Genomic DNA, 24,993 nt, shown 5'->3' with positions numbered 1-24,993 from the left:
TTAAAAATTTACCTCCATATTTTGATACATGGGCATGAGCATTGCCGCATAAAGTAAAACGATAATCAGTGCCACAAAGATAAAGACCAGTGGCTGCACCAGATTCATGGTGCGGTTGACTCGGGTAAAAAAGGCTTCCCAAGTTTTTTCAGCATAGATTTCCAACTCACTACCCAGCTTGGACTTGACTTCTCCGTATTCAATAATCAAGCTCAACTCCTTTTTAAAGAAAGGATAGGTTGCTATGGTTTGAGAAAATTCCCGGCCATTTTGTAGGGCTTTAGCTAGATCTTGACCGATTTCTTTAAAGAGCTGGGAACCTTGTTCCTGCATCATCTGAAAAATCTGCGTCAGCTCCATTCCCTGCGAAATCATATTCCCCCACTCACGCGCATAATAAGCCGTCAGATAAGTCTGAACAAAGATTCCAAGAACGGGAAGACGTGCTAAGATAGAAAAGACGCGCATTTTAGAACTTCTTTTATAGAAAGTGAGTGCTAAAAGGGCAAGTACGGAAACAAACCCTACCATTCCTAGAAAAATTTGTGGCAGATTGCCAATGATTTGGGTGGCAATATTGCTACTATCCAGTTGTGGTAGTAGGTAATTACGTAGCCCCAGCATAATTAAGAGAAGAAATCCCAGCAAAATCAAGGGATAAGTCGCTACTTCAATTAACTTTTTCTTGACCTTGGCCAGATTGTCTAGATATTCTTCTATCTTTCCCAAACTCAGGTGAAGATTCCCATGAACTTCAGCTAGGGATAACTGAGTGACAATGGCACTTGAAAAACCCAAACTAGCCATCATTTCTGAGAATGATTTCCCCTGAGACAAACCCGTGCGCATCTGGGTCACACACTGCTTGTCCAACAAAGCACTCCTATCTAAAAAGGAGATGGTCTCCACCAGATGAAAACCGCTGGAAAAGAGATTGTTAAATAGGGTAATGATATTTTTTTGCTTAACTGTAGCTAATTTTTTCCATTTCAGCCTGAAGACTTGTGATATGTCCATCTTCAAGAAGCTGGTCAATCTGCTCATTCCAGCTAGTTGGCTGGTGTTCTTGATAGTCTTTGTTTGCAAAGTCAACGATTCCTCCTCCCCCGATTAATCTCTGATAGCAGACTCCCTGTAGAACGACTGCTAATTCCTCCTCACTCACACCCAACTCCAGCAAGCGCTCATAAACACCTCTGATACTCTTGGCATGAATGGTTGAAAAGACTGTCGCCCCTGTCAAACTGGCTCTGACCACTGCACGCGCCGTTTCGCTGTCTCGAATTTCTCCGATAATCAGGAGGTCTGGTCGATGACGTAGGGAAAGTTTGATGAGATTTTCATACGTCAACCCGATTGTTTCGTTCAACTGCAACTGGAGCATGTCGTCCTGCTTGATTTCTACAGGATCTTCGATGGACATAACTTGTTGCCCCTTAAAAAGGGACTTAGCTAATTCATGCATCAAGGTTGTCTTGCCACTTCCGACTGGACCAGCAAAAAGATAAAGTCCCCGTTGTCTGTACTGCTTGCCTAATTCTTCAATATCCTGAAACCAAAAATGCAAGTCCTGCTTCTCATCATGCAACAAACGAATAACTAAACTCTCATACCCTCGATAATCGCCTACGGTAGATAAACGTAGGGACGCCATCTTCTGGTCATAGGCATAATCGCAGGAACCAAGTTGACTACGTCGCTTTTCTCCAACATTCATACCAGCTACAAACTTAAAGTGACTGATAACGGCCGCAAACTTTTCAAAATCATAACAACCGATTTTACAGCGCTCGTCTCCGACCCTCATATGAAGCTCATAAGCGTCTAGCTTAGGGACAAAATAAATATCCTGCGCCCCTTTTTTCCGGGCCGAGCGAATGATTTCTTGTGCAATTTCTTGAACCATACTTACCTCCTCACCTATACTATTCGCAAAGATTTGGAAAAATAAAAAAAGCAACTCCAAAAAGTTACTTTTTCTCTATTTTAATTTCATACGGCAAGAACGGTGCCTTTCCTTACCTGTTTGTTTTTCATAGCCTGGACGTAATTTTTCATCTGGGATAACCTGCTCATCCTGCAAAAGAGCTAAAGAATGGTATTGTTGTAAATACTCATCACATTCATCACACCAGCGTTGGTCTTCTGGATCCCAAAAAATAGTCATCAAGTCATTTCTACTTTTATAAAGAGGGGATTCTTGTTCCAATCTAAACCAGCAAGTTTTGTAGTATTTGAGAGCATCATAATACTGGTCAAATTTTCTACTTGCTACAATATCTTCTTCCCAACCTTCTATAAACCACCAAGGTTCAAAATCTCCGTACATTTCTATAACACGATACATATTCATTCATTCCTTTGTACCGTATATTATAACCAATTCCGCTAAACAAGGAAAGAAATATGCTCATTTCTTAATTTTTTGATAAAAAATCCAGCCATCTTATGATGACTGAATTTCTATTTGCTTATGTTCCAAAATGTTTTTACTACTTAAGCTTCTGAAATATCATTTTCGATAATGACCTTAATTGCATGGTGGTCTGCTGCCTTACTGAAAACTTCATAGGCTTTTTCAATTTCACTTAGTTTGAAATAATGAGTTACCAATTTTTCTGGTTCAATCTTATGACTTTCAAGTGCTTTCAACAATTGTGGAGTTGTATTTGTAGATACCAAACCAGTTGTTACATTGATGTTGCGAATCCAAAGTTTGTCTAAATCGAATTCAACTGGTTTACCATGCACACCACAGTTGGCAACTGTTCCGTCTACACCGATAATCTTTTGACAGAAATCAAATGTTGCAGGAATACCAACAGCTTCAATAGCAACATCCACACCACGGCCATCTGTCAAATCATAAATTTCTTTAATGGCTTTTTCAGGGTCTGAAGAATTAACCTTATGAGTCGCACCAAATGATAGGGCAGTTTCCAAGCGGTTATCGTCTAGGTCTACCATAATCAATTTAGCTGGTGAGTAGAATTGAGCTGTCAAAAGAGCTGCTAAACCAACTGGTCCTGAACCAATAATTGCTACGCTGCAACCAGGTTCCACTTTCCCTTTCAAGACACCAATTTCATATCCGGTAGGCAGAATGTCTGATAACATAACCAAAGCTTCATCTGACAAATCTTCTGGTGTATGGTAAAGAGTATTATCTGCATGAGGGACACGTAGATATTCAGCCTGCATCCCATCAATCAAGTGACCAAAAATCCAGCCTCCTTCGTCTTCACAGTGGGCATAAATCCCTTTTTTACAGTAGTAGCATTTACCGCAGGCACAGACACAAGAAATCAAGACCTTGTCGCCTTTTTTGAAGTTCGAAACTCCTTCTCCAACTTCTTCAACAATCCCAATTCCTTCGTGTCCAAGAATGGTACCACTTTGACAAGCAGGAACATCCCCTTTAATAATATGGAGGTCTGTTCCACAAATAGTGGTTTTTACGATACGCACAATAGCGTCTGTTGGCTTGCGAATCACTGGTTTGTCAACATCAACAAAAGAAGCAAGTCCTGGTTTAACATAAGTATAGGCTTTCATAAAGCATTCCTCCGTTTTTTTATTTGTATTATTTATAATATAATTGTAAGCCTTTTCATTTACTTATTCAAGTTATTTTGTGATTTTTTTAACTTTTTTATTTACCAGTAAAGTAATGGAGATAAAAAGCAGAAGCTAGTCTCTAACTTCTGCCTTCTCTCTTATGCTTGATATCGTTTCACACCATCTAGATAGGTGGCTACCAATTCCAAATCTTTATCTAAGACGATAAAGTCAGCGTCGTAGCCTTCACGGATTTGGCCACAAACATCATCAATGTGAACAGATTTTGCTGGGTTGAAGCTGGCCATCATAACTGCTTCATGTGGAGAGGCAATGTTCCAGTCAACAACATTTTTCAAACCGTCTTTTAGTTTGAGAATAGAGCCAGCCAAGTTCCCTGTAGATTTAAGACGAGCAGTTCCATTAGCAACTACTACAGGGAATTCTCCCAACATATAGTCACCGTCTTCCAATCCACCAGCTGTCATACAGTCTGTGATAAGAGCAATGTTTTCTGTTCCTTTTTGTTTGATAAGAATTTCGCAGGCTTTTGGATCCACGTGGTGACCATCACAGATCAACTCTGCATAGGTATGAGGTAATTGATACATGGCTCCCACCATACCGAGTTCACGATGAGTCAACCCACGCATTCCATTGTAGGCGTGTACCCAAACACTAGCTCCAGCGTCTACTGCCTTTTTAGCTTCGTCAAATGTTGCATCTGAGTGCCCAAGAGCAACCGTTACGCCTTCTCCGGTGATAGTCCGTACAAAGTCTTCTACACCTTCACGCTCTGGCGCAAGGGCAATTTTATTTAGCAAGCCATTGGCCGCTTTTTGCCAAGCACGAAACTCATCCATACGAGGATCTTTCATATAGGCAGGGTTCTGAGCTCCCTTGTATTTCTCTGTGAAATATGGACCTTCAAAATAGATACCACGAATCTTGGCTCCACTTGCTTCTTGGTAACGAGCACCGATATTTTCTGTTACCGCAAGCAATTGCTCATAAGAAGAAGTCAAAGTAGTGGGCAAGAAGCTCGTTACCCCCATGCTAAGGAGTCCTTCACTCATAGTATGAAGGGTTCCTTCGATGTTATTATCCATAACATCCACACCACCAAATCCATGAATGTGGGTATCTACAAGTCCTGGAGCAATGCTGTAGCCTGTATAGTCAATGACTTCAGCGCCTTCAGGAATCTCTTCCACATGTTTTCCAAACTTGCCGTCCACAAGTTCCAAGTAACCTCCACGACGAACTCCGTGTGGGTAGAAAAACTGATCCGCTTTAATATAGTTAGGCATAATGTTAACCTCCTTAAAAGATTGATTCTACAATTTATTATGTCAATTACATTATAAACCTTTCTTTTTTATTTGTAAATGGTATAGACCTATTTTCTAGAGATATTTTAAAAGAGCTGGATTTCTCCAACTCTTCTCTTTTTAATACACGTTAATACATATTATTTTGATTTGACTGGCTTGTTTTGAGCTGTTTGCAAGGCTGTAGCAATCGTATCTGCATACAATTTTGCTCCTGCTTCGATAGTGCTACTCTCACTTCCAAAATGGACTTGGTCTGTTCCTCCCCAAATTTCTGGATGTTCCTTAGCAACTTGATTCCAATCTGCTATCGTGATGTAAGGAATCTTCTCTACCAATTCTCTCATATAGGCAGCGGCCTTCTCAACGATTGCATAGGTCTCTTTTGTCTTATCTCCTTCATAAGGAGTTACCAAAATCATATGATGGCCCTTAGGAAGATTTTTTACGATGCTATCCCAGTCTTCCTTGTAATTTTCAGGATTATTCACACCTGTTGCAATAACCACCATCTTTGGTAGAAATTTATTCTGGCTATTATTTAGCATGATTTCATTGGCAGTCTTGGTTGTTCTGCTGACCTGCGCATTAATCTGTGCTCCTGGAAGGGCTGTCTGCAGGGCTGTATTTGCCCTTAAAGCCACCGAGTCACCAATTAGCATAGTGCCATCAGCAATTCCTAGGCTATCAGCTTCTGCTCGTTCTGCCATCACCTTTGTTTGGGCAATATTACTAGCAGCTTGCTTCAATCCATTGACAGTTAAATCTGTCTCAAAAGCTCCGACTTGTGGTGCCAACAAGGTCACCGTGCAGACAATGATGGTCAAGATTCCTGTACCTGCTGCAAGGATTGTATGGATATAAGGCAGGGGACGGAGGGTTTGTATGATAGGGGTGTCCTTTCCTGCAATCCAAGGTTCCAACACATAAAATGAAAGACTGGCGAATCCATAAGAAAAAATCAAAGTTAGTAACACAGCAAGAAGATTTGATGTCAACTGTGAGAAAATAATATAGAAAGGCCAATGGAAAAGATAAACTGCATAACTAGTATCTGCTAAAAAGCTGATAATCTTTGGCTCCTGCATATTAGGAGTCTTTTCATGTAGGACACGCGCCGCCAGAATCATAGTAAGAGCTGCAAGACTAGCAAGCAAGAAGCCTATAAGATAGGCAAAAAGATAAGTAAATTTGACAAAGAAGGTCAAAATGAGTAAGAAACCGAAACCTCCTGCAAAAATTAGCAGGTTCTTTCGTAAATCCCAGATTCTATCCAACTGCTTGACGAGGGAAGTCGTCTGACGAACGCCTACAATAGTTGCTAAGATACTTCCCAAAAAGAATGGATAGACATGAGTTAAACTAGAGAAGTAAACAGAGGAATAAGAGGTTACTAGAAAACTACCAATAAACATGGAGAAGAAGCTAATCAAGAAGGCAGCAGCAGATAAGAGAAAGACCATCCCCCTCAATTGACCATTTGATTTAGCCTGTCTAGATAAGAACCAAACTGCCAATCCCCAAAGAATATAGTAGTGAACCTCAACAGCCAAGCTCCAATTATGAACAAACAAATGAGGAATGAACTGAGATTCATAACTCCCACCTGTGAGCAGTTCATAGAAGTTGGTCATAAATCCTAAAACTCCAGCTATCTGACCCCCAATTCCAGCCACATAATCTTGTCGAACTAGAAATGTAAAGGGCATGGTTACCAAGACCATCAAAACCACAGGTGGCACAATCCGATAAAAGCGTCTTCTAAAAAATCCAATCAAATCAATCTCATGGTTTTTAGAAAATTCTTCGATGAGTAGAGCTGTAATCAGGAAACCTGAAAATGTGAAAAAGACATCTACCCCGAAAAATCCTCCAGGAAAGATAGTCTGAAAGAAATGATACAAGAGTACCAAAAGTAAACCTGTAATCCTAATCAAGGAAAACCATTTAATGCGCATACGAGTTTATTCTCCCTTTCATTATACACTTTATTCTATCAAAAAAAGAAGAAAAATCCTAAGAGAAAACTTAGGATTTTTAGCTTATATCAATTCCAGTTTAGAAATTACGTCCTGACTTATTATAGCCATATTTTTCTACAAAATACTCACGGAATTCCAAGAGATTGTCATCCATGATGGCTTGTCGAACTTGCTTCATCAGGTTAAGTAGGAAATAAAGATTATGGTAGCTAGTCAAGCGGATACCGAAGGTTTCATCAGCCTTGAGCAGGTGACGAAGGTAGGCGCGTGTATAGTTCTTACATGTATAGCAATCGCACTCATGATCCAGTGGGGTAAAGTCCTCAGCAAACTGAGCATTTTTTACAACCAAACGTCCTTGACTGGTCATACAAGTCCCGTTACGAGCGATACGAGTCGGCAAGACACAGTCAAACATATCCACCCCACGGATAACGCCATCAATCAAGCTATCTGGCGCTCCCACACCCATCAGATAACGAGGTTTATTTTCAGGCAACAGTTGGGTTGTGAAATCCAAGACAGCATTCATCTCTTCGTGGGTTTCTCCCACCGCCAAACCACCGATAGAGTAACCTGGGAAGTCCATGCTGACAAGGTCATGAGCTGATTGGCGACGCAGGTCTTCAAATCCTGCCCCCTGTACAATCCCAAATAATCCTTGGTCATGCGGACGACGATGAGCCTTCAAACCTCGTTCAGCCCAACGACTAGTACGCTCAATCGATTTCTTAACGTAGTCATAAGGTTGATAAAACTGGGGACATTCGTCAAAGGACATCATGATGTCTGAGCCCAGATTGTTCTGAATAGAGATGGCTTTTTCTGGTGATAGGAACATCTTGGAACCATTGAGATGGTTTTTAAAGGTTACCCCTTCTTCTGTGATATTGCGGCTATCTGCTAAAGAATAAACCTGAAAACCACCACTATCTGTCAAGATAGGCTGGTCCCAATTCATGAACTTGTGGAGACCACCTGCGCGTGCGATGAGTTCATCTCCAGGACGAAGCCAGAGATGATAGGTGTTTGACAGGATAATTCCCGAACCCATCTCCTTCAACTCCTCTGGTGACTGAGTTTTGACAGTGGCTTGAGTCCCAACTGGCATAAACATAGGTGTCGGGAAGGTCCCGTGGGGAGTGATGATTTCCCCCAGACGAGCTCCCGTGTGTTTTTCTTTCTTAATCAAACGGTATTTGATTGGTGAATCTGACATTTTTTACCTCCGAAGCTGGGAAAGACAGTCCCAGTTCATACTTTGCGCCCAAGGGCATACTGTATGATTTTATCAAAAAAAGCAGGAACTGTCACGAACTATGGTATAATGAGAGAATGAAATACCCAAAAATTGATTTAAAAACCATTCGTCTGCAGGCTAGACAATTTCAAGCTGAAAATCTCCGCCTCTTTCTCGTCTATCTCTTACCTAGCATGCTGGTCATCTTGTCTGGCTTCCTCAATCCCTTAGAGCGCATCGACGAGTCTATTTTAGAACAATCCTTTTTAAGCGTGTTTGGCCATGTATTTCAAGCCTACCTTTTTCCTCTATTAGTCTCCTTTATCGGGACCATACTTCTAACCAGTTCAATCTATACAACACTGAAACTCATCAAGAATCCTGATACAGAACTATCCGTCAAAAATAGTCTTACTCTCTTTAACGAAGAGCACTTTTCGCAAACCTTTTTGACTCTACTTCTTAAACGTTTCTATCTCTTCTTATGGAGCATTCCTAGTTTGCTTGGAATTTACTTCCTTTTTTACAGTAGCTTTTTAGCAAAGAAATTCGTTGCTCTTCATCCTGAGTTTCCTAATCTGGATCTCACGTCAATTGAAACCGAGCGTTTCCTCTTGACCTTTGGTCTTTACTTTCTAGCAAGTATCCTCTTGATGATTGTCGGAAATAGTCTCTATATTCCACAATACTATGCCTATTCGCAGGTAGAATTTCTCCTCTGTGACACCCTAGACTTGGGACAAGCCAAACCAGGACAAATCCTTAAAACCAGCCGTTTCCTGATGAAAGGTTACAAATTTCAGCGCTTTGTTCTAGACTTACAACTCCTTCCTTGGTACTTCCTTAATTGGATTACTTTTGGAATTGCTAGTTTCTCACTCCTACCCTACATTCAAATCAATAAAATAATTTTTTACCGAGCAGTATTGGCTCGAAAACGTCCAAAAGCTTGAAGGTGACCCCTCAAGCTTTTTTCTATTAATGAGTTTCTCCACCTACCAACTTGAGATCCTGATCTCCATGTTCTATAATGGCGCCGATTGCCGCTTCTATCCCTCGCCTAATATCCACTAAACTCATAGCTGGAGTAGTCGGTCGATTCACCACCTGTTCCATCATATAAGGAATATGCATAAAACCTGCCTTAACCTGTGGAAATTTCTTTTCTACCAAATAGAGAGCCTGATACATCAAATGATTGCAGACAAAAGTCCCTGCAGTATTGGAAACAGAGGCCGGCAAGCCCTCTTTTTTTATAGCTTGAACCATCGCTTTAATCGGCAAACTGCTAAAATAGGCCGGAGCACCATCTGCTCGAATGGGAAGGTCAATCGGTTGATTCCCTTCGTTATCAGGAATGCGTGCATCGTCTTGATTAATGGCCACTCGTTCAGGTGTCAAGCTAGATCTTCCACCAGCTTGGCCGATACAAAGGACAAAGTCCGGTTGATAACGATTCATCTCTTCTTCCAACACTTGGGCTGATTTGTGAAAGACTGTCGGCACCTCTAACCAACGGACCTCAGCACCATGGATTTCAGCTGGTAAACCTTTAACGGCCTCTAAAGCTGGATTGACCTTTTCCCCTCCAAAGGGCTCAAAACCTGTCACTAATACTTTCATTTCTAACTCCTCAAAATCAATTTAATGAAACTCTTTTCTTAAAGACAAGTATAACATATTTCCCTTATTCTGGAGTGAAAAGGACTAGAGAAGATCAGACTGGCATTAAAGTTTATTTAAAGAGTAAAATACTAATCAAGGTCAAAATAGCTGGTCCACCTTGCTTCAAAATAATTTTCTTATCTGCTGTTAAAGAACCGTAAGTCGCCGCCCCAATCACAAATAAGACAAAAATAGTCACAATTTCTAAATTCTGTGAGAAATAAATTCCATACAAGAGAAAAACTCCGAGCAGAGCATTATAAATCCCTTGATTTTTAAACAATGAGCTTACTGACGGACGAGCCAGTTCTTCCTTGTCCATGTTAAAGACACGACCAGTTGCATCTGATTGCGTTGCAATACTTTTCAAATAAAAAATGTAAAAATGCTCCAAAGCAACAATCGTTGCTAAAATAATTGTAATAACTGACATCTATTTTTCCTTAAATTTCTATATTTTCAATACCCAAAACCAATTTATCTAATAAACAGCTGAGTTCTGTTCTCTCAGACTCTGTTAAGATACTTTCCATCGCTTTCTTAACCCTGATGTGCTGCAGCGGGGGACTCATCACTAACTGCTTCTTGGCGTACTTCGTAGCCTCTACCAACACTTCCCGCTGATTTTCAGGATTGCGATGACGCTCCACCAAACCTTCCGTTTCCAAAATCTTGAAATGTCGTGTCAAGGCAGCCTGATCAATCTTCAAACGCTCCTGAACCGCTATTTGATTACAAGGGGAATGCTTCAGCAAAAACAGTAAAATCTGATACCGTGTCAAACTAATTCCAAGTCTTTTTTCAAACAATTGCGTACTCGCTTGCTCAGACAAGCGGAGTTGATAAAGTAAATCTTGAATCTCTAACATTTCTTTCTCCTTTCGATTGATTTATCAATAAAAGTAAAATAGATTGCAAGAATGTTGCTTAAGGCATTATAATACTCTTCGAAAATCTCTTCAAACCACGTCAGCTTCGCCTTGCCGTACTCAAGTACTGCCTACGGCTAGCTTCCTAGTTTGCTCTTTAATTTTCATTGAGTATAAAGTAGTCAAGGCTAGGGATTGAAAGACGATGTTTTCCTTATACGATCATGGTAACTATAAAGCGAGACTAGGATTTTTTGTCCCAGCCTCTATTTCTTCTAAAATCTATTGAGAGCCCAATTACTAGCCTACCAAGTCCGCTCTAAGGATTTCCCCCTCTTTATCGATGACAACTTCGATGGCATGGCCTGCAAAAATTTCCTCGCTATCATCATAGTAGAGAGTCAATTCCCCGTCTTCATTGATCGAGAGTTCACTCAAGGAAAGAGAGTTGGTAAAATACTCTTCTGTTAACTCCACATCATTTTCATCTGAATCAATCCAGTCTTGGGCTGTTTCCCAGAGTTCTTTGACAATATAGTCTTTAATCCGAACATCTTGGACTTGGAAATTTCCTATAAATTTCTTTAGATCATCGAAAGAACTTGGAGGGAGACTTTCATCTGCATTCGCAGCAAAGATAGCATGAATCTTACCGCCCTCATAAGTGATGAAGCCTTCAAACCAAGAATAGGCTCTATTTAAGGTGAATTCACCAATATCGTCTTGAATGATGACAGGTTTTTGATAGGTTTCAATCAAGGTCTCTAACCTAGCATCTGTGGATTGGTCATCTAAATATTCCAGCAAGTGGTAGCAGTTATTAGCTACTTCTGACATATATGGCTCTAGCTCCATGAAGGGGCGTTTTTGACATTTGATACGATGAATCTTGTAGGGTTCAAAACTAAAGCCCCACCTCTTTTCTTCAAATTCCTCAGGAGTCAAGATCCATTCCAAACGTCCCTCACGTTCAGAGAATTCCTGAGTTGCGACATTGACACTAGCTTTAAAATGAACGGACGGCATTTTACAACCATCTTTTAAAGAAGCAGCCCCAGTTACATTTTGGAGGGTAAAAATCAAGAGCTCAACAATTTCTCCGCAAAATTCCTGTTCAAAATCATCTCTTGTTTTCTCAAATGGAGTTTTTAATCGTTTTGTCATTCACTTCATCCTTTCTCCCTGCTTTTAATGCCTTAGCATCATTTTGTATACGCTTACATTTTATCATGTTTTAGATTTTATTTCACTTATAAATGCTATTTTTACAAAAAAGAAGCAGAAACTAAATTAGTTTCAACTTCTCTTTCTATTAGTTCATCGATACGTGAACGTGATCATAGTGGTTTTCTGTCACGCTACCACGGTCTGCCATTGGGTTCCAAGTATTAGCTGGCCCATATTTGCTATCAAATGGAGCATAGAAACGTTGTTTCCAAATGATGTAACTAATTCCACGACTGGCCATATTTTGAATAGCGTATTCCGCAATCTTATCCCCTAGTTCTGAGCTTTCCGGTACCATAAAGTCGATAGCCAAACCTTTTCCGTGATCACCACTGTCTCCTGGACGGTAACCACTAAAGGATGTGATGCCAAACAAGTTGGCGATTTCTTCTTTAAAGGCAGCCGTTTGTGGTTGAAGGCCTGCATTTTCAGATTTGGCTACTGCCAGTCCAGCATAATCAGGCGCAGCTGGTGCAGAGTAAGTAGTTGAAACTGTTTTCGTCTCTTCTGGTTGATAAGTAGAAACTGTTGGTGTAGCTCCATTTGATGAGGCTTCTTTTGCTTCTTCTGAACTTGTTGCAGTCGTTTCGGTTGCTTTTTCTTCTACTGGAGTTGTAGTTTCTTCCACTGTTGACACAGCTTGAGGACTTGCTTGTATTTCCTGCTTCTCAGCTGGAGGCGTTGCCTGGGGAGCTACTTCTGCAATTGCACTGCCTGTTCCAGTTATTTGCTCCTCTGGGACAGAAACCTCTGTAGATGGTGTCACTTCTTCTGAAGCAGTCACTGTCTCTGTAACTTCTGAACTTGTTGCTACTTCTTTTGTACTTGTAGTTTCTACCGCTTTTGGAGCTTCTGCAATCGGTTGAGAAAGATCTGCAACTTGAACAGTTTGATCATCTACGGTCACTTGATTTGTTGTCAAATCTGCTGTCGCAGTTGTCACTTCCTCACTAGAAGCTACTTGAGGTGTTTGAATTTCAACTTCTGTTACTTCTTCTGCTTCATTGACAGTCGTTGTCAAAACAGTTTCTGGGAAAATCAGGTCCATATTGGTGATTTTATTCAAATTCGCAAGAACTGTGACATCTACACCCAAGGCTTCTGCAATGGTGCTCAAAGTATCACCATACTGAACGATATAACTTGTTTTGTTGTCCGTTTTAGTCAAATCATTTTGGATTTGCTCAACACTACGTGCAGTCCAAAGAACTTCTTCTGCTTGAGTTGCCAATACGGGGGCAAATGACAAGGCTACCGTTGAGGCTAATAATATTCTTTTCTTCATTCTTTCAAATTCCTTTCAAATGAGTACCTGACTATGATAACACAAAAAATGCAGAAAAAAAGCCCTCTCGGGCCTATTTAACAGAACTGTCCATTCCTTGTAACAAACTCGATTACTTGAAATAGTTTGTTAGGTCTCTGTCACAAAATTGACACAATCTTTTTATCACTGAGACTCAAAAATATGGGAAATATCTGCTAACGCTTGAATCCTGTGATTGCCTTCATAAGTCGACTCTAAAAAGTTGATACTTTGAATCCCACTATTCTGGGCGAATTTCACATCTAGAGTTCGATCCCCTATATAATAAGTATTATCAGGATCCAACTGATACTTGGCTATCAGATAGGTAGCCGCTTCTGAGCTTGGCTTGCGCGCAAAACCACTCTGACTGGTTAGAATCTCTGTAAAATAGGATTCCAAACCCAAGTCTCTGAGAATAGTAAAAGCATTGTCCCCTTTATGAGTGTAGACAAACTGTTGAATCCCTGCTTGGTCTGCCCACTCTAGAACCTCACGCGCACCTGACATCAAGACTACCTGAGCATTCTTTTCAGCCAGACTCTGGGCACGCACCTGATTTAGCACTTCCACATCCAGCTTTCTCTCCTCTGCCACTTGTACAAGCAAATCCTGCACAGAATACTTGAGGATAAACTCTCTCACCTTCTCCTTATCATAAGGAATATCAAATTGACCAAAAGTCTCCTCAATCCCTGACAAAATCGCTTCGTAGGAGTCCAACAGGGTCCCATCTAAATCCCAAATAAAAGCTGTTTCTTGCATTTCTTATCCTTTCAATGTCATATAAAATTTATAACGATAACGTAGGAAAATCCAGCGAAAACCATTGTCCAAAAGCGTTCCTGCCCAGATACCAGGCAAACCCCATCCAAGAACAATTCCCATCAGGTATCCTGTTCCAATACGGATACACCACATCCCTATACTTGTCGCATAAAAGGGAAGGCGAGCATTCCCCAAGCCCTGCCAAACAGCCGTATAGATGACTGTTCCGGTCGTCATAGGAGTCCCTAATAGAGAGAAAAGTGTCACTAGCACACTAGCCTCCACCGCTAGAGGATCAGTCGTATAAAGATGAGTCAGTGGTATTCCTAATACATAGACACTAAGCGTCAAGGGTAACATGAGAAGCAGAGAAAGCCAAAAGGTTTGCTTGCTCAAACTAGCTACTCTTTTCCAATTATCCTCTCCAACTGCTCGAGCTACCAGCATGACTGTTGCCGTAGCAACTCCAAAAGCAGGCATGTAGTTAAACTGGGTCAAGACTTCTCCGATTGCATTTCCAGCCACGGCCTCTGTCCCAAAAGAAACAACCAAGGCAATGATAACGACATCACCAGCTCGCATCATAAGCCGCTCTCCCGCTGCAGGTAAAGCTAAGGTCAGCAAGTCTTTATCCAGTCCAACCCTCGGTCTCGAATATGGAAGTTTTAATTGTGACCATAAAATCACAACCCCAACTAAACGAGATAGAATGGTTCCCCAGGCTACACCAGCTATCCCCATATCAAGGATGAAAATAGCGATACTTGAAAAGACAATATTCAAGGCATTAGACAAGAGGCTAACATAAAGCGGAAGGCGTGGATTATGCGTTGCACGAATCAAGGCTCCCAGACTAGTCATTAAACCTAAGAGAACAATCGATCCTCCTACCAAAGATAGATACAACCCACCACTCTCAGCTACATCTCTCTCCGTTCCCAAAAGTCCTATCATCTCTTGCCCAGCGAAGATGGACAAAGCTCCTAAAAGGAAACTTAATAATAATGTAATCTTCAAGGCCTCAGTCACATGATAGGCCAACTTCGACTGGTCTTTCTGCCCCATGCTTTTTGAAATAACACTGGAAATAGCAGCTCCCAGAGCGATGAAAATCGCCTGATAAATCGTGATAATATTGCCAGCTACTGATACACCCGAAATAGCTATCAATCCTAAATGAGCAACCAAATAACTATCCACCATCCCCATGAGCATCTGCAAAAAGTTTTCGCCCATAGCTGGCAAGGCAATATTAAGAATGTCTTTATTTTTCTTAAACAATCTTTCCTCCTGATGAAAAGAAACTCAGTTGGTTTCCCAACCGAGTTTACTTCCTCTATCTTAAAGCCCTAGATAAGCCTCAACCGCTGCTTGCATATCAGCAGCTGCCACTGTTGTATTGTGACGAACAGGAGCTGTCTCAAGTCCATCAACTGCAGGTGGCACAGCCACTCCTGAGATTTCATGTAATTGAGCCAAGGCTTCAAAGTCAGTCAAACCTGCTTTTCCAGTTACAGCTTCTACGGCAACCACTGGGAACTTGTAGGGACTAGCTGTTGAAGCAATCACTGTCTTAGTCGCATCGCCAGTAGCCTCTTGGTATTTCTTATAAACTGCTGAGGCAACCGCTGTATGTGGATCCTCGATATAAGAATCTGACTCATAAACACGCTTAATTTCTGTCGCTGTTTCTTCCTCAGTCGCATATTCAGCTGCAAAGAGTTCAAGAATCTCTGCATCAAAATCAGTTAGTTCATATTGTCCTTGCGTGTTCAAGGCATTCATAAGTTCAGCTGTCTTAACCGCATCATTCCCCAAAAGATGGAAAATCAAGCGCTCTAAGTTTGAAGACACTAAGATATCCATAGATGGGCTAGTGGTTACCTTAAACTCACGCTTCTTGTCATAGACACGAGTTTTAAAGAAGTCTGTCAAAACATTGTTGTCATTTGAAGCACAGATCAATTTGCCAACTGGGAGACCGATTTGTTTGGCATAAAAGGCAGCCAAGATATTTCCAAAGTTTCCAGTCGGCACTGTGAAGTTGACCTTATCACCAGACACAATCTCACCAGTCTTAACCAACTGAGCATAGGCATAAACATAATAAACAATTTGTGGCACCAAACGACCGATATTCATAGAGTTAGCTGATGAAAATTGCAACTTGTTGGCTGCTAATTTTTCACGAAGAGCCACGTCATTAAACATGTGCTTCACATTTGTTTGCGCATCGTCAAAGTTACCGTCTATAGCGATAACATGAGTGTTGTCACCAGTCTGAGTAGTCATTTGCAACTCTTGTACCTTGCTGACACCATCCTTTGGATAAAAAACGATAATCTCAGTTCCAGGAACATCCGCAAAACCTGCCATAGCAGCTTTCCCAGTATCACCAGATGTCGCTGTCAAAATGACAATCTTGTTCTCCAAACCATGTTTCTTAGCAGCTGTTGTCATAAAGTATGGCAAGATAGACAAGGCCATATCCTTAAAGGCAATCGTTGAACCATGGAAAAGTTCCAAGTTATATTGTCCGTCTAATTTCACTAATGGCGCGATAGCTGGAGTATCAAACTTACTATCGTAGGCATTGTTGATACAGTAGTCCAACTCCTCAGCAGTAAAGTCATCTAAAAATGCTGACAAAACTAACTTAGCAACTTCCTGATAAGAAGCATCTTTCAATTTGTCAAAGTCCAAATCTACCTTTGGATAAGTGACCGGTGTAAACAAACCACCATCCGTCGCCAAACCTTGTAAAATAGCTTGGCTGGCAGTTACTGTATTGTTGGCATCACGCGTTGATTGGTAAACTAATGTCATTACTCTCTATCCTTTATCTATAGTCTCTTCCATTATATCATGATTTTTAGAAAATTCTCGCTTTATAAGAAAAATTATAGGCTCAATTCTTCTTTCAAAGGCTGTAAATAGGTCATTTCTTGCTTATTTCTCATCTCTAGTCCTTCCTCAGCTAGAAGGAGTAAGTCTTTGGAAAATTCAATAATCGTAGTTTCTTCCTCATTTGTAAGCTTTTTCTTAGAAAATTGTCGTCGCAAAATCTTGTAATCACGACCAAATTCTTTAAAGAAAGGTGCTGTTTCTAAGTAAGCTTCTAACTTATCTAAATTAACCAACAATCCCAAGTGAACGGCGGCAGAAGCGAAGGTTCTATCTAGAGGTTGAGTACACACACTACGAAACTCAACTGTTCCCCGAGTTGTTAAATCCTGGTACTGGTAACTACGATGAGTTTCAAAGTCTTTCTCTTGAGGGTAAATAAGAACCTCATCCCCATTAAGATCAAATGCTTGGATTTCAGGTGTCGCCAGATAGTCTCTTGCCTGAATCGGATAAAAATAATAGGTTTGCCCATCACGTTCCCCAGTAAAAATTGCAGAATGATCTAGATAGTCAAAAAAATTGTCTTCATCTTTAAAGAGTCTAGCATTGACCCCAACATTCTCTGGATAGATACCATGCATCGATTCTTCCCAGAAAATATCCCTTGAAATTTTCGTATCCCAATCTGCACCAGAAAACTCAGAGTTTGCAAATAAATAAGCCTTAGCCGATTCAATTTGAGTAAAAGCATTAATCACCCGTAAGTAGTTAGACTTTGAAACATCCAGCTGAACCTGACTCCCACAGATAAAAGCTCCATATTCAGGGAATTGATGTAAGTCTGATTCAGTCACTTTTCTACTCAAATTCAAATAGTCCATCAACATCTGATAGCGCGGATAAGCGACTGGACTATTCTCATTTTTATCCCAGTTGGGATGAATACCACAGCCAACAATAGCATGGTTTGATTCAGCTAACTTTTTCTGAATCACATCCATATAATTGTTGAAACGATTTTCGATCTCTTGAATCGTTTCAGCCTTACCAAATGCAAACTCAATCGTAGTATAGGAAACTTCAAATAAAATTGCATCTTGACTTACTGGATCTAGTAACTGGATTGGATTCCCAAAATCATCTACCTTTTCGACAGTAAAATCAAAAGAAGAAACTAAATATCGGAATAAGTGTTTGATAACTTCAACATCGGTAGCAGCCCCTTCCAAGTTTGCAACAGGATATTCCAGCTCAATCCCGATAAACAATTCAGGATTTTCTTTAATATTTTTTAAATACCGATGTTTTAATAAATCGATAGAACGAGACATACTTCCCTACACTTTCATAATCTAAATAAAATTTGAATAACTATTATTATACCAAAAATAATATAAAAAGGAACGAAGATATACCACGTTCCTTAACTCTATACTATACCGGCGGCCGGGGTCGAACCGGCACGTCCTTGCGGACACTGGATTTTGAGTCTAATATTATTAGTTTTAAATCTCAGAAATATTGATTTTATAAGCTTTTTTTCCATAATATTTTTTAAAACTTAGTATCACTTCCAAAGTTTAGATACTTTTTAGTAACTATAAAATGCTAGAAAGTATACTCCTTATTAAAAAGAGTTTTGGACTAGTTTTGTGCAATTTTATTACCCATATCCGTAATAAGAGAGGCTAAATTAATTGCCTTTAATGATTGTAGAAATTGGTTGTGAATATCATTAGACACATAACCAGCTAGCAAAATATGCTCAGCCATGTCATATTGCTTAATCAAGAGAATCTTATCATGTTTTTCATTAAATAAAATCGCACTAATTGCTGTATTAAAGACTGGAAAACGAAAACTCGCACATTGTGAACAATAAGGAATATCTCCCTCATCTTTTAAAAATTTTTTCTCCAAAGGATGCCCACATTCGGGACAACAAGTCATTGTTTTGTCAAATATAGAAACCTCTTTTTTAAAGTTCTTAAAAGTAATTTTACCAGTAAAATCGAGACCACGCAAGACATTGAAATAAATCAAGACTTTTTTTAAAATTTATCTTATGATATACTAAACTTATCAGCTATTGGTTCTGAAAAAGTGTCTGCCACAGTTTTACTACAAATTCTCATGACTTGTGCCAAGATTTATAAAAAACGGATAGCTATAATAGCTCTTAGAGCAAAAACATGACATATAGGAGGTTAAAGACATGTCATACTTTTATCTTTTTATCGCCATTGTAGGAGAGATATTGGGAACTAACCTTTTGAAATTATCAGACGGTTTTACAAAGCCTATTCCAACCGTTTCTGCCCTACTTAGCTATGGCGTTTGTTTCTATTTCCTCTCACTAGCAATGCAAAAAATTCCTTTAGGAATAGCTTATGCAACATGGTCAGCTGTCGGTTTAGTTTTGACAGCCTCTATCGCAGTAATGATTTTCAAAGAAACACTAAATGTTTATAGCATTATCGGTTTAATTTTGATTATCATTGGTGTTGTCATGGTTAACTTATTAGGAAATGCAGGACATTAATAAAACCGGCTCTATACTATTTGTAGTGGGTAAATCCCCTATGGATATTATGGAGCCTATTTTGTTGTAGAAAAAAAGTTCCATAAGAACTATAATGAAAAGCTAGAATTCTGTCAATATTTTGGACACATTTTGGGAGGGAATTTTGAAGACTAGCGTCCTCCTAATTTTCCCAATAAGTTTTAACTTCTTCAAAAATCTTATTCAAAAGTTCTGCATCTTTTTCTGACAACTGATTTTTTTCTATAACTCTATCTTTTAGTTCTGTTGCCTTTATTTTATTTCTTGCCACCGAAACTGCTATTGAATGTTTCAAAATATCAAACTCATCCTTTGAAAAGTTTGCAATATTGGTAAGATCTAATTGTTCTAGAGGTAAACTACTGATAATTGAATAAGGTTTTTGTCCCAGCAAATAATCTGTAGTAGTCCCAAAGATATTTGCTAATTTCACAACGAATTCTAATCCTGGTTCTAACGTTCCATTCTCCCACCGAGAATATGTCCCTTGTTGAACTCCAATTAATTCCGATATTTGTACTTGAGTTAACTTTTTTGATTTTCTGAGAGTTTTTAACCTCTCTGAAAATTTATAATCCTCTGTATACATAATTCTCCTATAGATATTCTTATTCGTATATTTTAGCTTGACAAAATATTCTAAACGGTATAAAATAGAATTATTCCATAAGGAATATTTATTTTGAGATTGAATATTCCATTGAGAATATTATAGCATAAAAGGAGGTAAAAGCGTATGTAACTAGTAGTCGATTTAAAAAATTTTAATAAAGGAGGTAGGATTCGACAAAATAAAAAATCTTGAAACAAATGTGCCGTTCGTTCCAAGATCAAAACATATTATGTAACAATTATACCACAGAAAACTCTTCAGTTGCACAAGAAAATTTCGGAGGTTTCACAAAAAGATGACCAATAAAGAGTTAGTCAATCAAATTTCTGGCCTAAACTCTACCTCTACTCTTAAAAATTGGATTCAACTGATTAAAGAGATAAGTGGCAAGGAATTTAAGAAAATTAAAGTTCCTATCAGTAGAAATCCCAGAACTCATCAATTAAGTTATACAGTTGCCTATGATTTTACAGACGAAGACCTTAGACAATTTCAAAAGTTAGCTAAACTAAAACTTGAAATAGGTCTAAAAGAGGCTATACAAGCCGTATTTGGGAGTCTAGCAGACAATGAACATGAATCCCTAAACCAAGTAATAGATGAGCTCTACGATGAACTGAGCGCCTTAAAACAGGAATTTAAGCGAGAAATGCGACTGATAAAAATTGAGAATTCCAACCTAAAAAAGAAAATCCAAGATATTGAAGAGTCGATGCAAACCGGCTTACTAGGGTTTGTTAACAAGAGGTCAAAAAATAGGTTCGGCTAATAGCGAGTTTTCGGCTGAGCCATGAGGCAGAAAGCCGAAAATGAGCGTAGATGCGGACGGACCATTTTTGACCGATAGGGTGTGTAGTAACACCACCCTCTGCAAGTTAGGTGTACCATCGAAAGAATTCAGTATTTCCAAGGGTTTCGGAGATTTTAAGGGTGGCAAAATTAAGCAAAAAGTTGAATCAAAATCTATGGCAAAAAATGAACATTTACGTTCTGTATTTGACTGGATTCAAATTCAGTTTGATAAGACTGAATTTTCGCCAAGAGAAATAATCGAAGACATTCTATTTCTTGACTATGACCTATTTATTGAGAATAAAGGGAGCCTTAAATACTATAACTATGATAGCCAGCTTCATTATGGGAATATCCGTATCTACTATGGAGCGAAAGAGTCGTCCTACATGCTTGTCATGTCAGGACAGGCACTCGAGTTCTATAGAGATATGGTATTAGATCCAAATAGTCTGTCCGAAAGACAGTTTTTGAACAACCTCTACTACAATTACAATCATTTTTCAGTAAGACGAATTGATATTGCAATAGATGATTTTAATGAAACACCCTATTTCACTCCTAATCAGCTTCTAAAGATTTGTCAGAAGAAACGCTTTATATATGGAAAAAGCACCTACTACAATACCTACGGAGATGAAACAATCGGCCAGACCTTATATTTGAGAAAACCCAATGATGACGAAAGACTTAGAATTTACGATAAACGCTTAGAACGAGCTGAGAAGCTCGGTATCAGCAAGCGGTATATAGAAAATTGGATAAGAACTGAGTTAGAACTTAGGAAAGAAAAAGCTCACTACTTCATTCAAGAATGGTTGCATTCAGAAATAGATCTTCTCAACTTTACCAAGGGATATCTCAAAGAAAAAGTGAGGTTCTATAGTGATAGCTATTTCTCAAAACCTTTGAGATCTTGGGAAAAGTTTTTAGGCCATTCAAAACCCGTCTCTATCATTATTTCAAAATCAAAAACAGAACTAGAACAAAAATTAGAATGGTTTACCTATAAAGGTTCAGGAGCTATTCTAAAAGCGTATAAATTTCTATACGACAATAACTTACTGCATGAGTATGAGAAAGCTAACTATCTCGCACTCAACAATATGGAATATCCACCAGATTTAGCAAGTGGATTAATAGAAAGAGCAATACTCTTTAAACGAGAGGATTTGATCCCTACAATCAAAGAAAATATTAAAAGGAGAAATTAACTATGGCAAAAATGCTTTCACAAAATGACTGGAATTTTAATAACATTGGAACAAAATTTGAATTGGATGAAGTCATTCCAAAATTTGAAACGGAAGTCCGAGCAGATGCAAACGGAGAAATTATCAAAAACCGAGATGGTAGCGAAAGACGTTTTAATACCGATAAAATCATTGGTTGGAAATACAATGTAACAATCAAGGATGGACAATTCAAAAAGAAATCAACCCAAGTCTCAGTAGACAATCCAGATGCCTTGGTTGATAATGACTATATCCAAGCAATGGATGAAGTACCAGTTACATTTGACAATTTACAAGCTACTATGATTAGCACGACAATGTATTACAAGGCTGATGCTATCCATTTAGTAGATGTAAAACAAAAATAAGTAAAATACAAGGGGAGTTAATCCTCCCCTTAGTTAATCTAATTAGAAAAGGAGATCACATGATTAAAACTGTAACAAAAGATGACCTTATCGAACTTGGATTTGCTCCAGGAACTGCAAGAAAGATTATCCATACCGGCAAATTACTATTAGTGAATCGTGGTTTTAACATCTACGATAACAAAAGGATTGGTACAATTCCAGCCAGTGTCGCAGAAGAACTATTAGGAATTGAACTCCAGAAAGAAGCGTAGCTTATGGCTTTACGTAAAAGTAGAGACGGAACTTGGATTGTTGATGTTTCCAATGGTATAAATCCAATATCTCTAAAACAACGTAGAATTGTAAGAAAAGGATTCAAAACTAAAAAAGAAGCATTGGAGGCCGAACAATACTTACGAAGTGTCGAACTTAAAGAAAAAAGTTTCAACTCAAAAATATCAATTGATATCCTTTATGATCTCTTAAAAGAAGAGGATAGAATAAACAACAGAAAACAAAGCTATATAGATACACAAGAAAACAACTATAACAGGCATATAAAAAACTATTTTGAAAAAGTTGATGATGTAGCTAAATTAACTTATGAAGATATCTATCAATTCAGAGAACATCTAAGAGATAAAAATACTCAAAACTCAGAAAAGAAGCTAAGTCCAAACACTATTAATAAAATTATAATTTTACTAAAGAAAATTCTGGATGTTGGATTAAGAAAGGGATTTTACAAGGAACATCCCGTAGGATTACTGAAAAAATTACCCATAGAAAAAGTAAAATTAAATTTCTGGACAGTAAAAGAATTTAAGCATTTCTTAACACTATTTAGCAACGATGAATACAATATAAAATTACTATTCACAGTTCTATTTTTTACTGGTCTAAGACTCGGAGAAGCTCTTGCTCTAACGTGGAAGGACATAGAGTTTTCTACAAATACAATCCATGTAAGTAAATCAATATACGTTAAAAAAGGTGAAGAACACATTAGTAGTACAAAGACAAAAGCTGGAACCCGAAGAATCATCATGAACACCAAACTAGTGGAGACACTAGAAGAATGGAGGCAAACACAGCATGAAAGATTAAAAGAATTTACAACCAACCTAGATGATCTACAGATATTTCAAAATAGCCCGATTACGATAACTAAGGATTCAATCGAAAAACAATATAAAAAAATATTACAAAGAGATAGTTCTTTAAAAAAAATAAGAATTCATGACTTCAGGCATTCACATGCTTCCCTACTAATAAACCAAGGAGAAGATTATCTTGTCGTAAAAGAAAGATTAGGACATGCTTCTATAACTACAACAATAGATACATACTCTCATTTGTATCCAAGCAAGCAACAAAAATTAGCGGATAAATTAGATGATTTGTTATAAAACTAGTAATTTTAAGTAACTCAGCGTTACAAATTCAACAAATAAAAAAAAAGACAAGGTCCGAAAACCTTGTCTTTAATACTATACCGGCGGCCGGGGTCGAACCGGCACGTCCTTGCGGACACTGGATTTTGAGTCCAGCGCGTCTGCCAATTCCGCCACGCCGGCAAATAGTAACTGGGGTAGCTGGATTCGAACCAACGCATGAGGGAGTCAAAGTCCCTTGCCTTACCGCTTGGCTATACCCCAATAATATAAAATAGGCGAGTGATGGGGATCGAACCCACGCATGCCAGAGCCACAATCTGGTGTGTTAACCACTTCACCACACCCGCCAAAATTTTATTAACACGGGCAGTAGGAATTGAACCCACACTGAAGGTTTTGGAGACCTTAGTTCTACCTTTAAACTATGCCCGTAAAATGGAAGGGGAGGGATTCGAACCCCCGAACCCGAAGGAGCGGATTTACAGTCCGCCGCGTTTAGCCTCTTCGCTACCCTTCCAAAATATATAAATGGCGCGAGACGGAATCGAACCGCCGACACATGGAGCTTCAATCCATTGCTCTACCAACTGAGCTACCGAGCCTTATTGCGGGAGCAGGATTTGAACCTACGACCTTCGGGTTATGAGCCCGACGAGCTACCGAGCTGCTCCATCCCGCGTTAATACAAAAGGAGGATGTGGGATTCGAACCCACGCACGCTTTTACACGCCTGACGGTTTTCAAGACCGTTCCCTTCAGCCGGACTTGGGTAATCCTCCAAAATAGTCCGTACGGGATTCGAACCCGTGTTACCGCCGTGAAAAGGCGGTGTCTTAACCCCTTGACCAACGGACCAAACTTTATGGGCACGAGTGGACTCGAACCACCGACCTCACGCTTATCAGGCGTGCGCTCTAACCACCTGAGCTACGCGCCCAAGTTAAAAACTTGGTAATTTGAACAACGTTCAAAGCGGGTGACGAGAATCGAACTCGCGACAACAGCTTGGAAGGCTGTAGTTTTACCACTAAACTACACCCGCTTAAATGGGAGTTAACGGGATCGAACCGCTGACCCTCTGCTTGTAAGGCAGATGCTCTCCCAGCTGAGCTAAACTCCCTTTAGCTAAGCGACTTCCATATCTCACAGGGGGCAACCCCCAACTACTTCCGGCGTTCTAGGGCTTAACTGCTGTGTTCGGCATGGGTACAGGTGTATCTCCTAGGCTATCGTCACTTAACTCTGAGTAA

Annotated in this window: 25 protein-coding genes, 12 tRNA genes and 1 rRNA gene; 7 read left to right on the top strand and 31 right to left on the bottom strand. The window is 39.3% G+C overall.

Annotation, left to right across the window (positions count from 1 at the left end):
- The 7 genes from comGB to tgt all read right to left on the bottom strand — a co-directional run bounded on the left by comGB (position 1) and on the right by tgt (position 8,090).
- Complete coding sequence (gene comGB / locus QM959_RS08325) at positions 1-1,017, bottom strand: competence type IV pilus assembly protein ComGB (protein WP_414372647.1); 1,017 nt, start codon at positions 1,015-1,017, stop codon at positions 1-3.
- The gene (gene comGA / locus QM959_RS08320; RefSeq protein WP_203180013.1) at positions 965-1,906 is read right to left on the bottom strand and encodes a competence type IV pilus ATPase ComGA; all 942 of its coding nucleotides are present in this window, start codon (positions 1,904-1,906) and stop codon (positions 965-967) included. The genes comGB and comGA overlap by 53 nt, the downstream gene beginning before the upstream one ends.
- A 75-nt stretch (positions 1,907-1,981) precedes the next feature.
- Positions 1,982-2,347, bottom strand: a complete 366-nt coding sequence (locus tag QM959_RS08315) for a DUF1033 family protein (RefSeq protein ID WP_414372632.1) — start codon at positions 2,345-2,347, stop codon at positions 1,982-1,984.
- A 149-nt stretch (positions 2,348-2,496) separates the two neighbouring features.
- On the bottom strand, positions 2,497-3,555 hold the full coding sequence (locus tag QM959_RS08310) for a zinc-dependent alcohol dehydrogenase family protein (RefSeq protein WP_000649458.1): 1,059 nt from the start codon (positions 3,553-3,555) through the stop codon (positions 2,497-2,499).
- 161 nt (positions 3,556-3,716) lie between these two features.
- Positions 3,717-4,868, bottom strand: a complete 1,152-nt coding sequence (gene nagA, locus QM959_RS08305) for an N-acetylglucosamine-6-phosphate deacetylase (protein WP_414372630.1) — start codon at positions 4,866-4,868, stop codon at positions 3,717-3,719.
- A gap of 161 nt (positions 4,869-5,029) precedes the next feature.
- Entirely contained in the window at positions 5,030-6,847 is a 1,818-nt protein-coding gene (locus QM959_RS08300; protein ID WP_414372628.1) for an acyltransferase family protein, read from the bottom strand.
- A 100-nt stretch (positions 6,848-6,947) separates the two neighbouring features.
- The gene (gene tgt / locus QM959_RS08295) at positions 6,948-8,090 is read right to left on the bottom strand and encodes a tRNA guanosine(34) transglycosylase Tgt (protein ID WP_303212539.1); all 1,143 of its coding nucleotides are present in this window, start codon (positions 8,088-8,090) and stop codon (positions 6,948-6,950) included.
- A 116-nt stretch (positions 8,091-8,206) separates the two neighbouring features.
- Between tgt and QM959_RS08290 the strand changes: the two genes are divergently transcribed.
- On the top strand, positions 8,207-9,064 hold the full coding sequence (locus QM959_RS08290; RefSeq protein WP_414372626.1) for a DUF975 family protein: 858 nt from the start codon (positions 8,207-8,209) through the stop codon (positions 9,062-9,064).
- Positions 9,065-9,089: 25 nt separating this feature from the next.
- Here the strand turns inward: QM959_RS08290 and pcp are convergent, their stop codons facing one another.
- The 10 genes from pcp to QM959_RS08240 all read right to left on the bottom strand — a co-directional run bounded on the left by pcp (position 9,090) and on the right by QM959_RS08240 (position 18,836).
- Positions 9,090-9,734, bottom strand: a complete 645-nt coding sequence (gene pcp / locus QM959_RS08285) for a pyroglutamyl-peptidase I (RefSeq protein WP_247935081.1) — start codon at positions 9,732-9,734, stop codon at positions 9,090-9,092.
- Between the two features lie 112 nt (positions 9,735-9,846).
- The gene (locus tag QM959_RS08280; RefSeq protein WP_414372623.1) at positions 9,847-10,209 is read right to left on the bottom strand and encodes a DUF1304 domain-containing protein; all 363 of its coding nucleotides are present in this window, start codon (positions 10,207-10,209) and stop codon (positions 9,847-9,849) included.
- A gap of 10 nt (positions 10,210-10,219) precedes the next feature.
- On the bottom strand, positions 10,220-10,645 hold the full coding sequence (locus QM959_RS08275; protein WP_414372621.1) for a MarR family winged helix-turn-helix transcriptional regulator: 426 nt from the start codon (positions 10,643-10,645) through the stop codon (positions 10,220-10,222).
- 300 nt (positions 10,646-10,945) lie between these two features.
- The gene (locus QM959_RS08270; RefSeq protein ID WP_414372619.1) at positions 10,946-11,809 is read right to left on the bottom strand and encodes a DUF2262 domain-containing protein; all 864 of its coding nucleotides are present in this window, start codon (positions 11,807-11,809) and stop codon (positions 10,946-10,948) included.
- Positions 11,810-11,957: 148 nt separating this feature from the next.
- Positions 11,958-13,157, bottom strand: a complete 1,200-nt coding sequence (locus QM959_RS08265; protein ID WP_414372617.1) for a LysM peptidoglycan-binding domain-containing protein — start codon at positions 13,155-13,157, stop codon at positions 11,958-11,960.
- 165 nt (positions 13,158-13,322) lie between these two features.
- Positions 13,323-13,943: an HAD family hydrolase gene (locus QM959_RS08260; protein WP_414372615.1), complete on the bottom strand. Its 621-nt coding sequence runs from the start codon at positions 13,941-13,943 to the stop codon at positions 13,323-13,325.
- Positions 13,944-13,946: 3 nt separating this feature from the next.
- The gene (locus QM959_RS08255) at positions 13,947-15,227 is read right to left on the bottom strand and encodes an MATE family efflux transporter (protein WP_414372614.1); all 1,281 of its coding nucleotides are present in this window, start codon (positions 15,225-15,227) and stop codon (positions 13,947-13,949) included.
- Positions 15,228-15,287: 60 nt separating this feature from the next.
- On the bottom strand, positions 15,288-16,772 hold the full coding sequence (gene thrC, locus QM959_RS08250) for a threonine synthase (protein WP_414372612.1): 1,485 nt from the start codon (positions 16,770-16,772) through the stop codon (positions 15,288-15,290).
- 74 nt (positions 16,773-16,846) lie between these two features.
- Positions 16,847-18,124 (bottom strand): gamma-glutamylcysteine synthetase, encoded by a 1,278-nt coding sequence (locus QM959_RS08245; protein WP_414372610.1) that lies wholly within the window; start codon positions 18,122-18,124, stop codon positions 16,847-16,849.
- Positions 18,125-18,437: 313 nt separating this feature from the next.
- A complete protein-coding gene (locus QM959_RS08240) occupies positions 18,438-18,836 on the bottom strand; it encodes a hypothetical protein (RefSeq protein ID WP_009732039.1) in 399 nt (132 codons plus the stop codon).
- Between the two features lie 172 nt (positions 18,837-19,008).
- On the opposite strand from QM959_RS08240, the gene QM959_RS08235 reads away from it, so the two are divergent.
- Positions 19,009-19,335, top strand: coding sequence for a DMT family transporter (locus QM959_RS08235; protein WP_009732038.1), 327 nt, complete (start codon positions 19,009-19,011; stop codon positions 19,333-19,335).
- 163 nt (positions 19,336-19,498) lie between these two features.
- On the opposite strand, the gene QM959_RS08230 is transcribed toward QM959_RS08235, so the two are convergent.
- Positions 19,499-19,945, bottom strand: a complete 447-nt coding sequence (locus tag QM959_RS08230; protein ID WP_000287814.1) for a helix-turn-helix transcriptional regulator — start codon at positions 19,943-19,945, stop codon at positions 19,499-19,501.
- Between the two features lie 319 nt (positions 19,946-20,264).
- Here QM959_RS08230 and QM959_RS08225 point away from each other — a divergent pair, with 319 nt between their 5' ends.
- Genes QM959_RS08225 through QM959_RS08205 form a run of 5 tightly spaced genes read left to right on the top strand, consistent with a single transcriptional unit; the run spans position 20,265 to position 23,755 of the window.
- Entirely contained in the window at positions 20,265-20,738 is a 474-nt protein-coding gene (locus tag QM959_RS08225) for a hypothetical protein (RefSeq protein WP_000182279.1), read from the top strand.
- Positions 20,739-20,778: 40 nt separating this feature from the next.
- Positions 20,779-21,975, top strand: a complete 1,197-nt coding sequence (locus QM959_RS08220; protein WP_045616578.1) for a replication initiation factor domain-containing protein — start codon at positions 20,779-20,781, stop codon at positions 21,973-21,975.
- A gap of 2 nt (positions 21,976-21,977) precedes the next feature.
- A complete protein-coding gene (locus tag QM959_RS08215) occupies positions 21,978-22,364 on the top strand; it encodes a hypothetical protein (RefSeq protein WP_001096843.1) in 387 nt (128 codons plus the stop codon).
- A gap of 59 nt (positions 22,365-22,423) precedes the next feature.
- Positions 22,424-22,618 carry a DUF3173 domain-containing protein gene (locus tag QM959_RS08210; RefSeq protein ID WP_000598356.1) on the top strand — a complete coding sequence of 65 codons (195 nt, stop codon included), beginning with the start codon at positions 22,424-22,426 and terminating at the stop codon, positions 22,616-22,618.
- A 3-nt stretch (positions 22,619-22,621) separates the two neighbouring features.
- Entirely contained in the window at positions 22,622-23,755 is a 1,134-nt protein-coding gene (locus QM959_RS08205; RefSeq protein WP_009732034.1) for a tyrosine-type recombinase/integrase, read from the top strand.
- A gap of 84 nt (positions 23,756-23,839) precedes the next feature.
- Here QM959_RS08205 and QM959_RS08200 read toward each other — a convergent pair.
- The 13 genes from QM959_RS08200 to rrf all read right to left on the bottom strand — a co-directional run bounded on the left by QM959_RS08200 (position 23,840) and on the right by rrf (position 24,983).
- A tRNA-Leu gene (locus tag QM959_RS08200) sits at positions 23,840-23,923 on the bottom strand.
- A 9-nt stretch (positions 23,924-23,932) separates the two neighbouring features.
- Positions 23,933-24,004, bottom strand: a tRNA-Gln gene (locus QM959_RS08195).
- Positions 24,005-24,017: 13 nt separating this feature from the next.
- Positions 24,018-24,090, bottom strand: a tRNA-His gene (locus QM959_RS08190).
- Positions 24,091-24,104: 14 nt separating this feature from the next.
- A tRNA-Trp gene (locus QM959_RS08185) sits at positions 24,105-24,175 on the bottom strand.
- A gap of 4 nt (positions 24,176-24,179) precedes the next feature.
- Positions 24,180-24,260 (bottom strand) — tRNA-Tyr (locus tag QM959_RS08180).
- 12 nt (positions 24,261-24,272) lie between these two features.
- Positions 24,273-24,345: transfer RNA gene (locus QM959_RS08175), tRNA-Phe, on the bottom strand.
- A 3-nt stretch (positions 24,346-24,348) separates the two neighbouring features.
- Positions 24,349-24,422, bottom strand: a tRNA-Met gene (locus tag QM959_RS08170).
- Between the two features lie 10 nt (positions 24,423-24,432).
- Positions 24,433-24,522: transfer RNA gene (locus QM959_RS08165), tRNA-Ser, on the bottom strand.
- A gap of 4 nt (positions 24,523-24,526) precedes the next feature.
- Positions 24,527-24,598: transfer RNA gene (locus QM959_RS08160), tRNA-Glu, on the bottom strand.
- Between the two features lie 8 nt (positions 24,599-24,606).
- Positions 24,607-24,680 (bottom strand) — tRNA-Ile (locus tag QM959_RS08155).
- A gap of 34 nt (positions 24,681-24,714) precedes the next feature.
- Positions 24,715-24,785 (bottom strand) — tRNA-Gly (locus QM959_RS08150).
- A gap of 5 nt (positions 24,786-24,790) precedes the next feature.
- Positions 24,791-24,863: transfer RNA gene (locus tag QM959_RS08145), tRNA-Val, on the bottom strand.
- A gap of 4 nt (positions 24,864-24,867) precedes the next feature.
- Positions 24,868-24,983 (bottom strand): 5S ribosomal RNA (rrf, locus tag QM959_RS08140).
- Between the last annotated feature and the right edge of the window lie 10 nt (positions 24,984-24,993).

Origin of the sequence: Streptococcus mitis (genome assembly GCF_047459985.1) — a bacterium.
Taxonomy (GTDB): Bacteria; Bacillota; Bacilli; order Lactobacillales; family Streptococcaceae; genus Streptococcus; species Streptococcus mitis_DZ.
The sequence above is the reverse complement of the archived record's forward strand: the minus strand, read 5'-3'. Positions and strand labels throughout refer to the sequence as shown.

Bases quoted from the DNA above. Each gene is read 5' to 3' on its own strand.
- comGB (WP_414372647.1), bottom strand. From the start codon at position 1,017: ATGGACATATCACAAGTCTTCAGGCTGAAATGGAAAAAATTAGCTACA.
- comGA (WP_203180013.1), bottom strand. From the start codon at position 1,906: ATGGTTCAAGAAATTGCACAAGAAATCATTCGCTCGGCCCGGAAAAAA.
- QM959_RS08315 (WP_414372632.1), bottom strand. From the start codon at position 2,347: ATGTATCGTGTTATAGAAATGTACGGAGATTTTGAACCTTGGTGGTTT.
- QM959_RS08310 (WP_000649458.1), bottom strand. From the start codon at position 3,555: ATGAAAGCCTATACTTATGTTAAACCAGGACTTGCTTCTTTTGTTGAT.
- nagA (WP_414372630.1), bottom strand. From the start codon at position 4,868: ATGCCTAACTATATTAAAGCGGATCAGTTTTTCTACCCACACGGAGTT.
- QM959_RS08300 (WP_414372628.1), bottom strand. From the start codon at position 6,847: ATGCGCATTAAATGGTTTTCCTTGATTAGGATTACAGGTTTACTTTTG.
- tgt (WP_303212539.1), bottom strand. From the start codon at position 8,090: ATGTCAGATTCACCAATCAAATACCGTTTGATTAAGAAAGAAAAACAC.
- QM959_RS08290 (WP_414372626.1), top strand. From the start codon at position 8,207: ATGAAATACCCAAAAATTGATTTAAAAACCATTCGTCTGCAGGCTAGA.
- pcp (WP_247935081.1), bottom strand. From the start codon at position 9,734: ATGAAAGTATTAGTGACAGGTTTTGAGCCCTTTGGAGGGGAAAAGGTC.
- QM959_RS08280 (WP_414372623.1), bottom strand. From the start codon at position 10,209: ATGTCAGTTATTACAATTATTTTAGCAACGATTGTTGCTTTGGAGCAT.
- QM959_RS08275 (WP_414372621.1), bottom strand. From the start codon at position 10,645: ATGTTAGAGATTCAAGATTTACTTTATCAACTCCGCTTGTCTGAGCAA.
- QM959_RS08270 (WP_414372619.1), bottom strand. From the start codon at position 11,809: ATGACAAAACGATTAAAAACTCCATTTGAGAAAACAAGAGATGATTTT.
- QM959_RS08265 (WP_414372617.1), bottom strand. From the start codon at position 13,157: ATGAAGAAAAGAATATTATTAGCCTCAACGGTAGCCTTGTCATTTGCC.
- QM959_RS08260 (WP_414372615.1), bottom strand. From the start codon at position 13,943: ATGCAAGAAACAGCTTTTATTTGGGATTTAGATGGGACCCTGTTGGAC.
- thrC (WP_414372612.1), bottom strand. From the start codon at position 16,772: ATGACATTAGTTTACCAATCAACGCGTGATGCCAACAATACAGTAACT.
- QM959_RS08245 (WP_414372610.1), bottom strand. From the start codon at position 18,124: ATGTCTCGTTCTATCGATTTATTAAAACATCGGTATTTAAAAAATATT.
- QM959_RS08235 (WP_009732038.1), top strand. From the start codon at position 19,009: ATGTCATACTTTTATCTTTTTATCGCCATTGTAGGAGAGATATTGGGA.
- QM959_RS08230 (WP_000287814.1), bottom strand. From the start codon at position 19,945: ATGTATACAGAGGATTATAAATTTTCAGAGAGGTTAAAAACTCTCAGA.
- QM959_RS08225 (WP_000182279.1), top strand. From the start codon at position 20,265: ATGACCAATAAAGAGTTAGTCAATCAAATTTCTGGCCTAAACTCTACC.
- QM959_RS08220 (WP_045616578.1), top strand. From the start codon at position 20,779: ATGAGCGTAGATGCGGACGGACCATTTTTGACCGATAGGGTGTGTAGT.
- QM959_RS08215 (WP_001096843.1), top strand. From the start codon at position 21,978: ATGGCAAAAATGCTTTCACAAAATGACTGGAATTTTAATAACATTGGA.
- QM959_RS08210 (WP_000598356.1), top strand. From the start codon at position 22,424: ATGATTAAAACTGTAACAAAAGATGACCTTATCGAACTTGGATTTGCT.
- QM959_RS08205 (WP_009732034.1), top strand. From the start codon at position 22,622: ATGGCTTTACGTAAAAGTAGAGACGGAACTTGGATTGTTGATGTTTCC.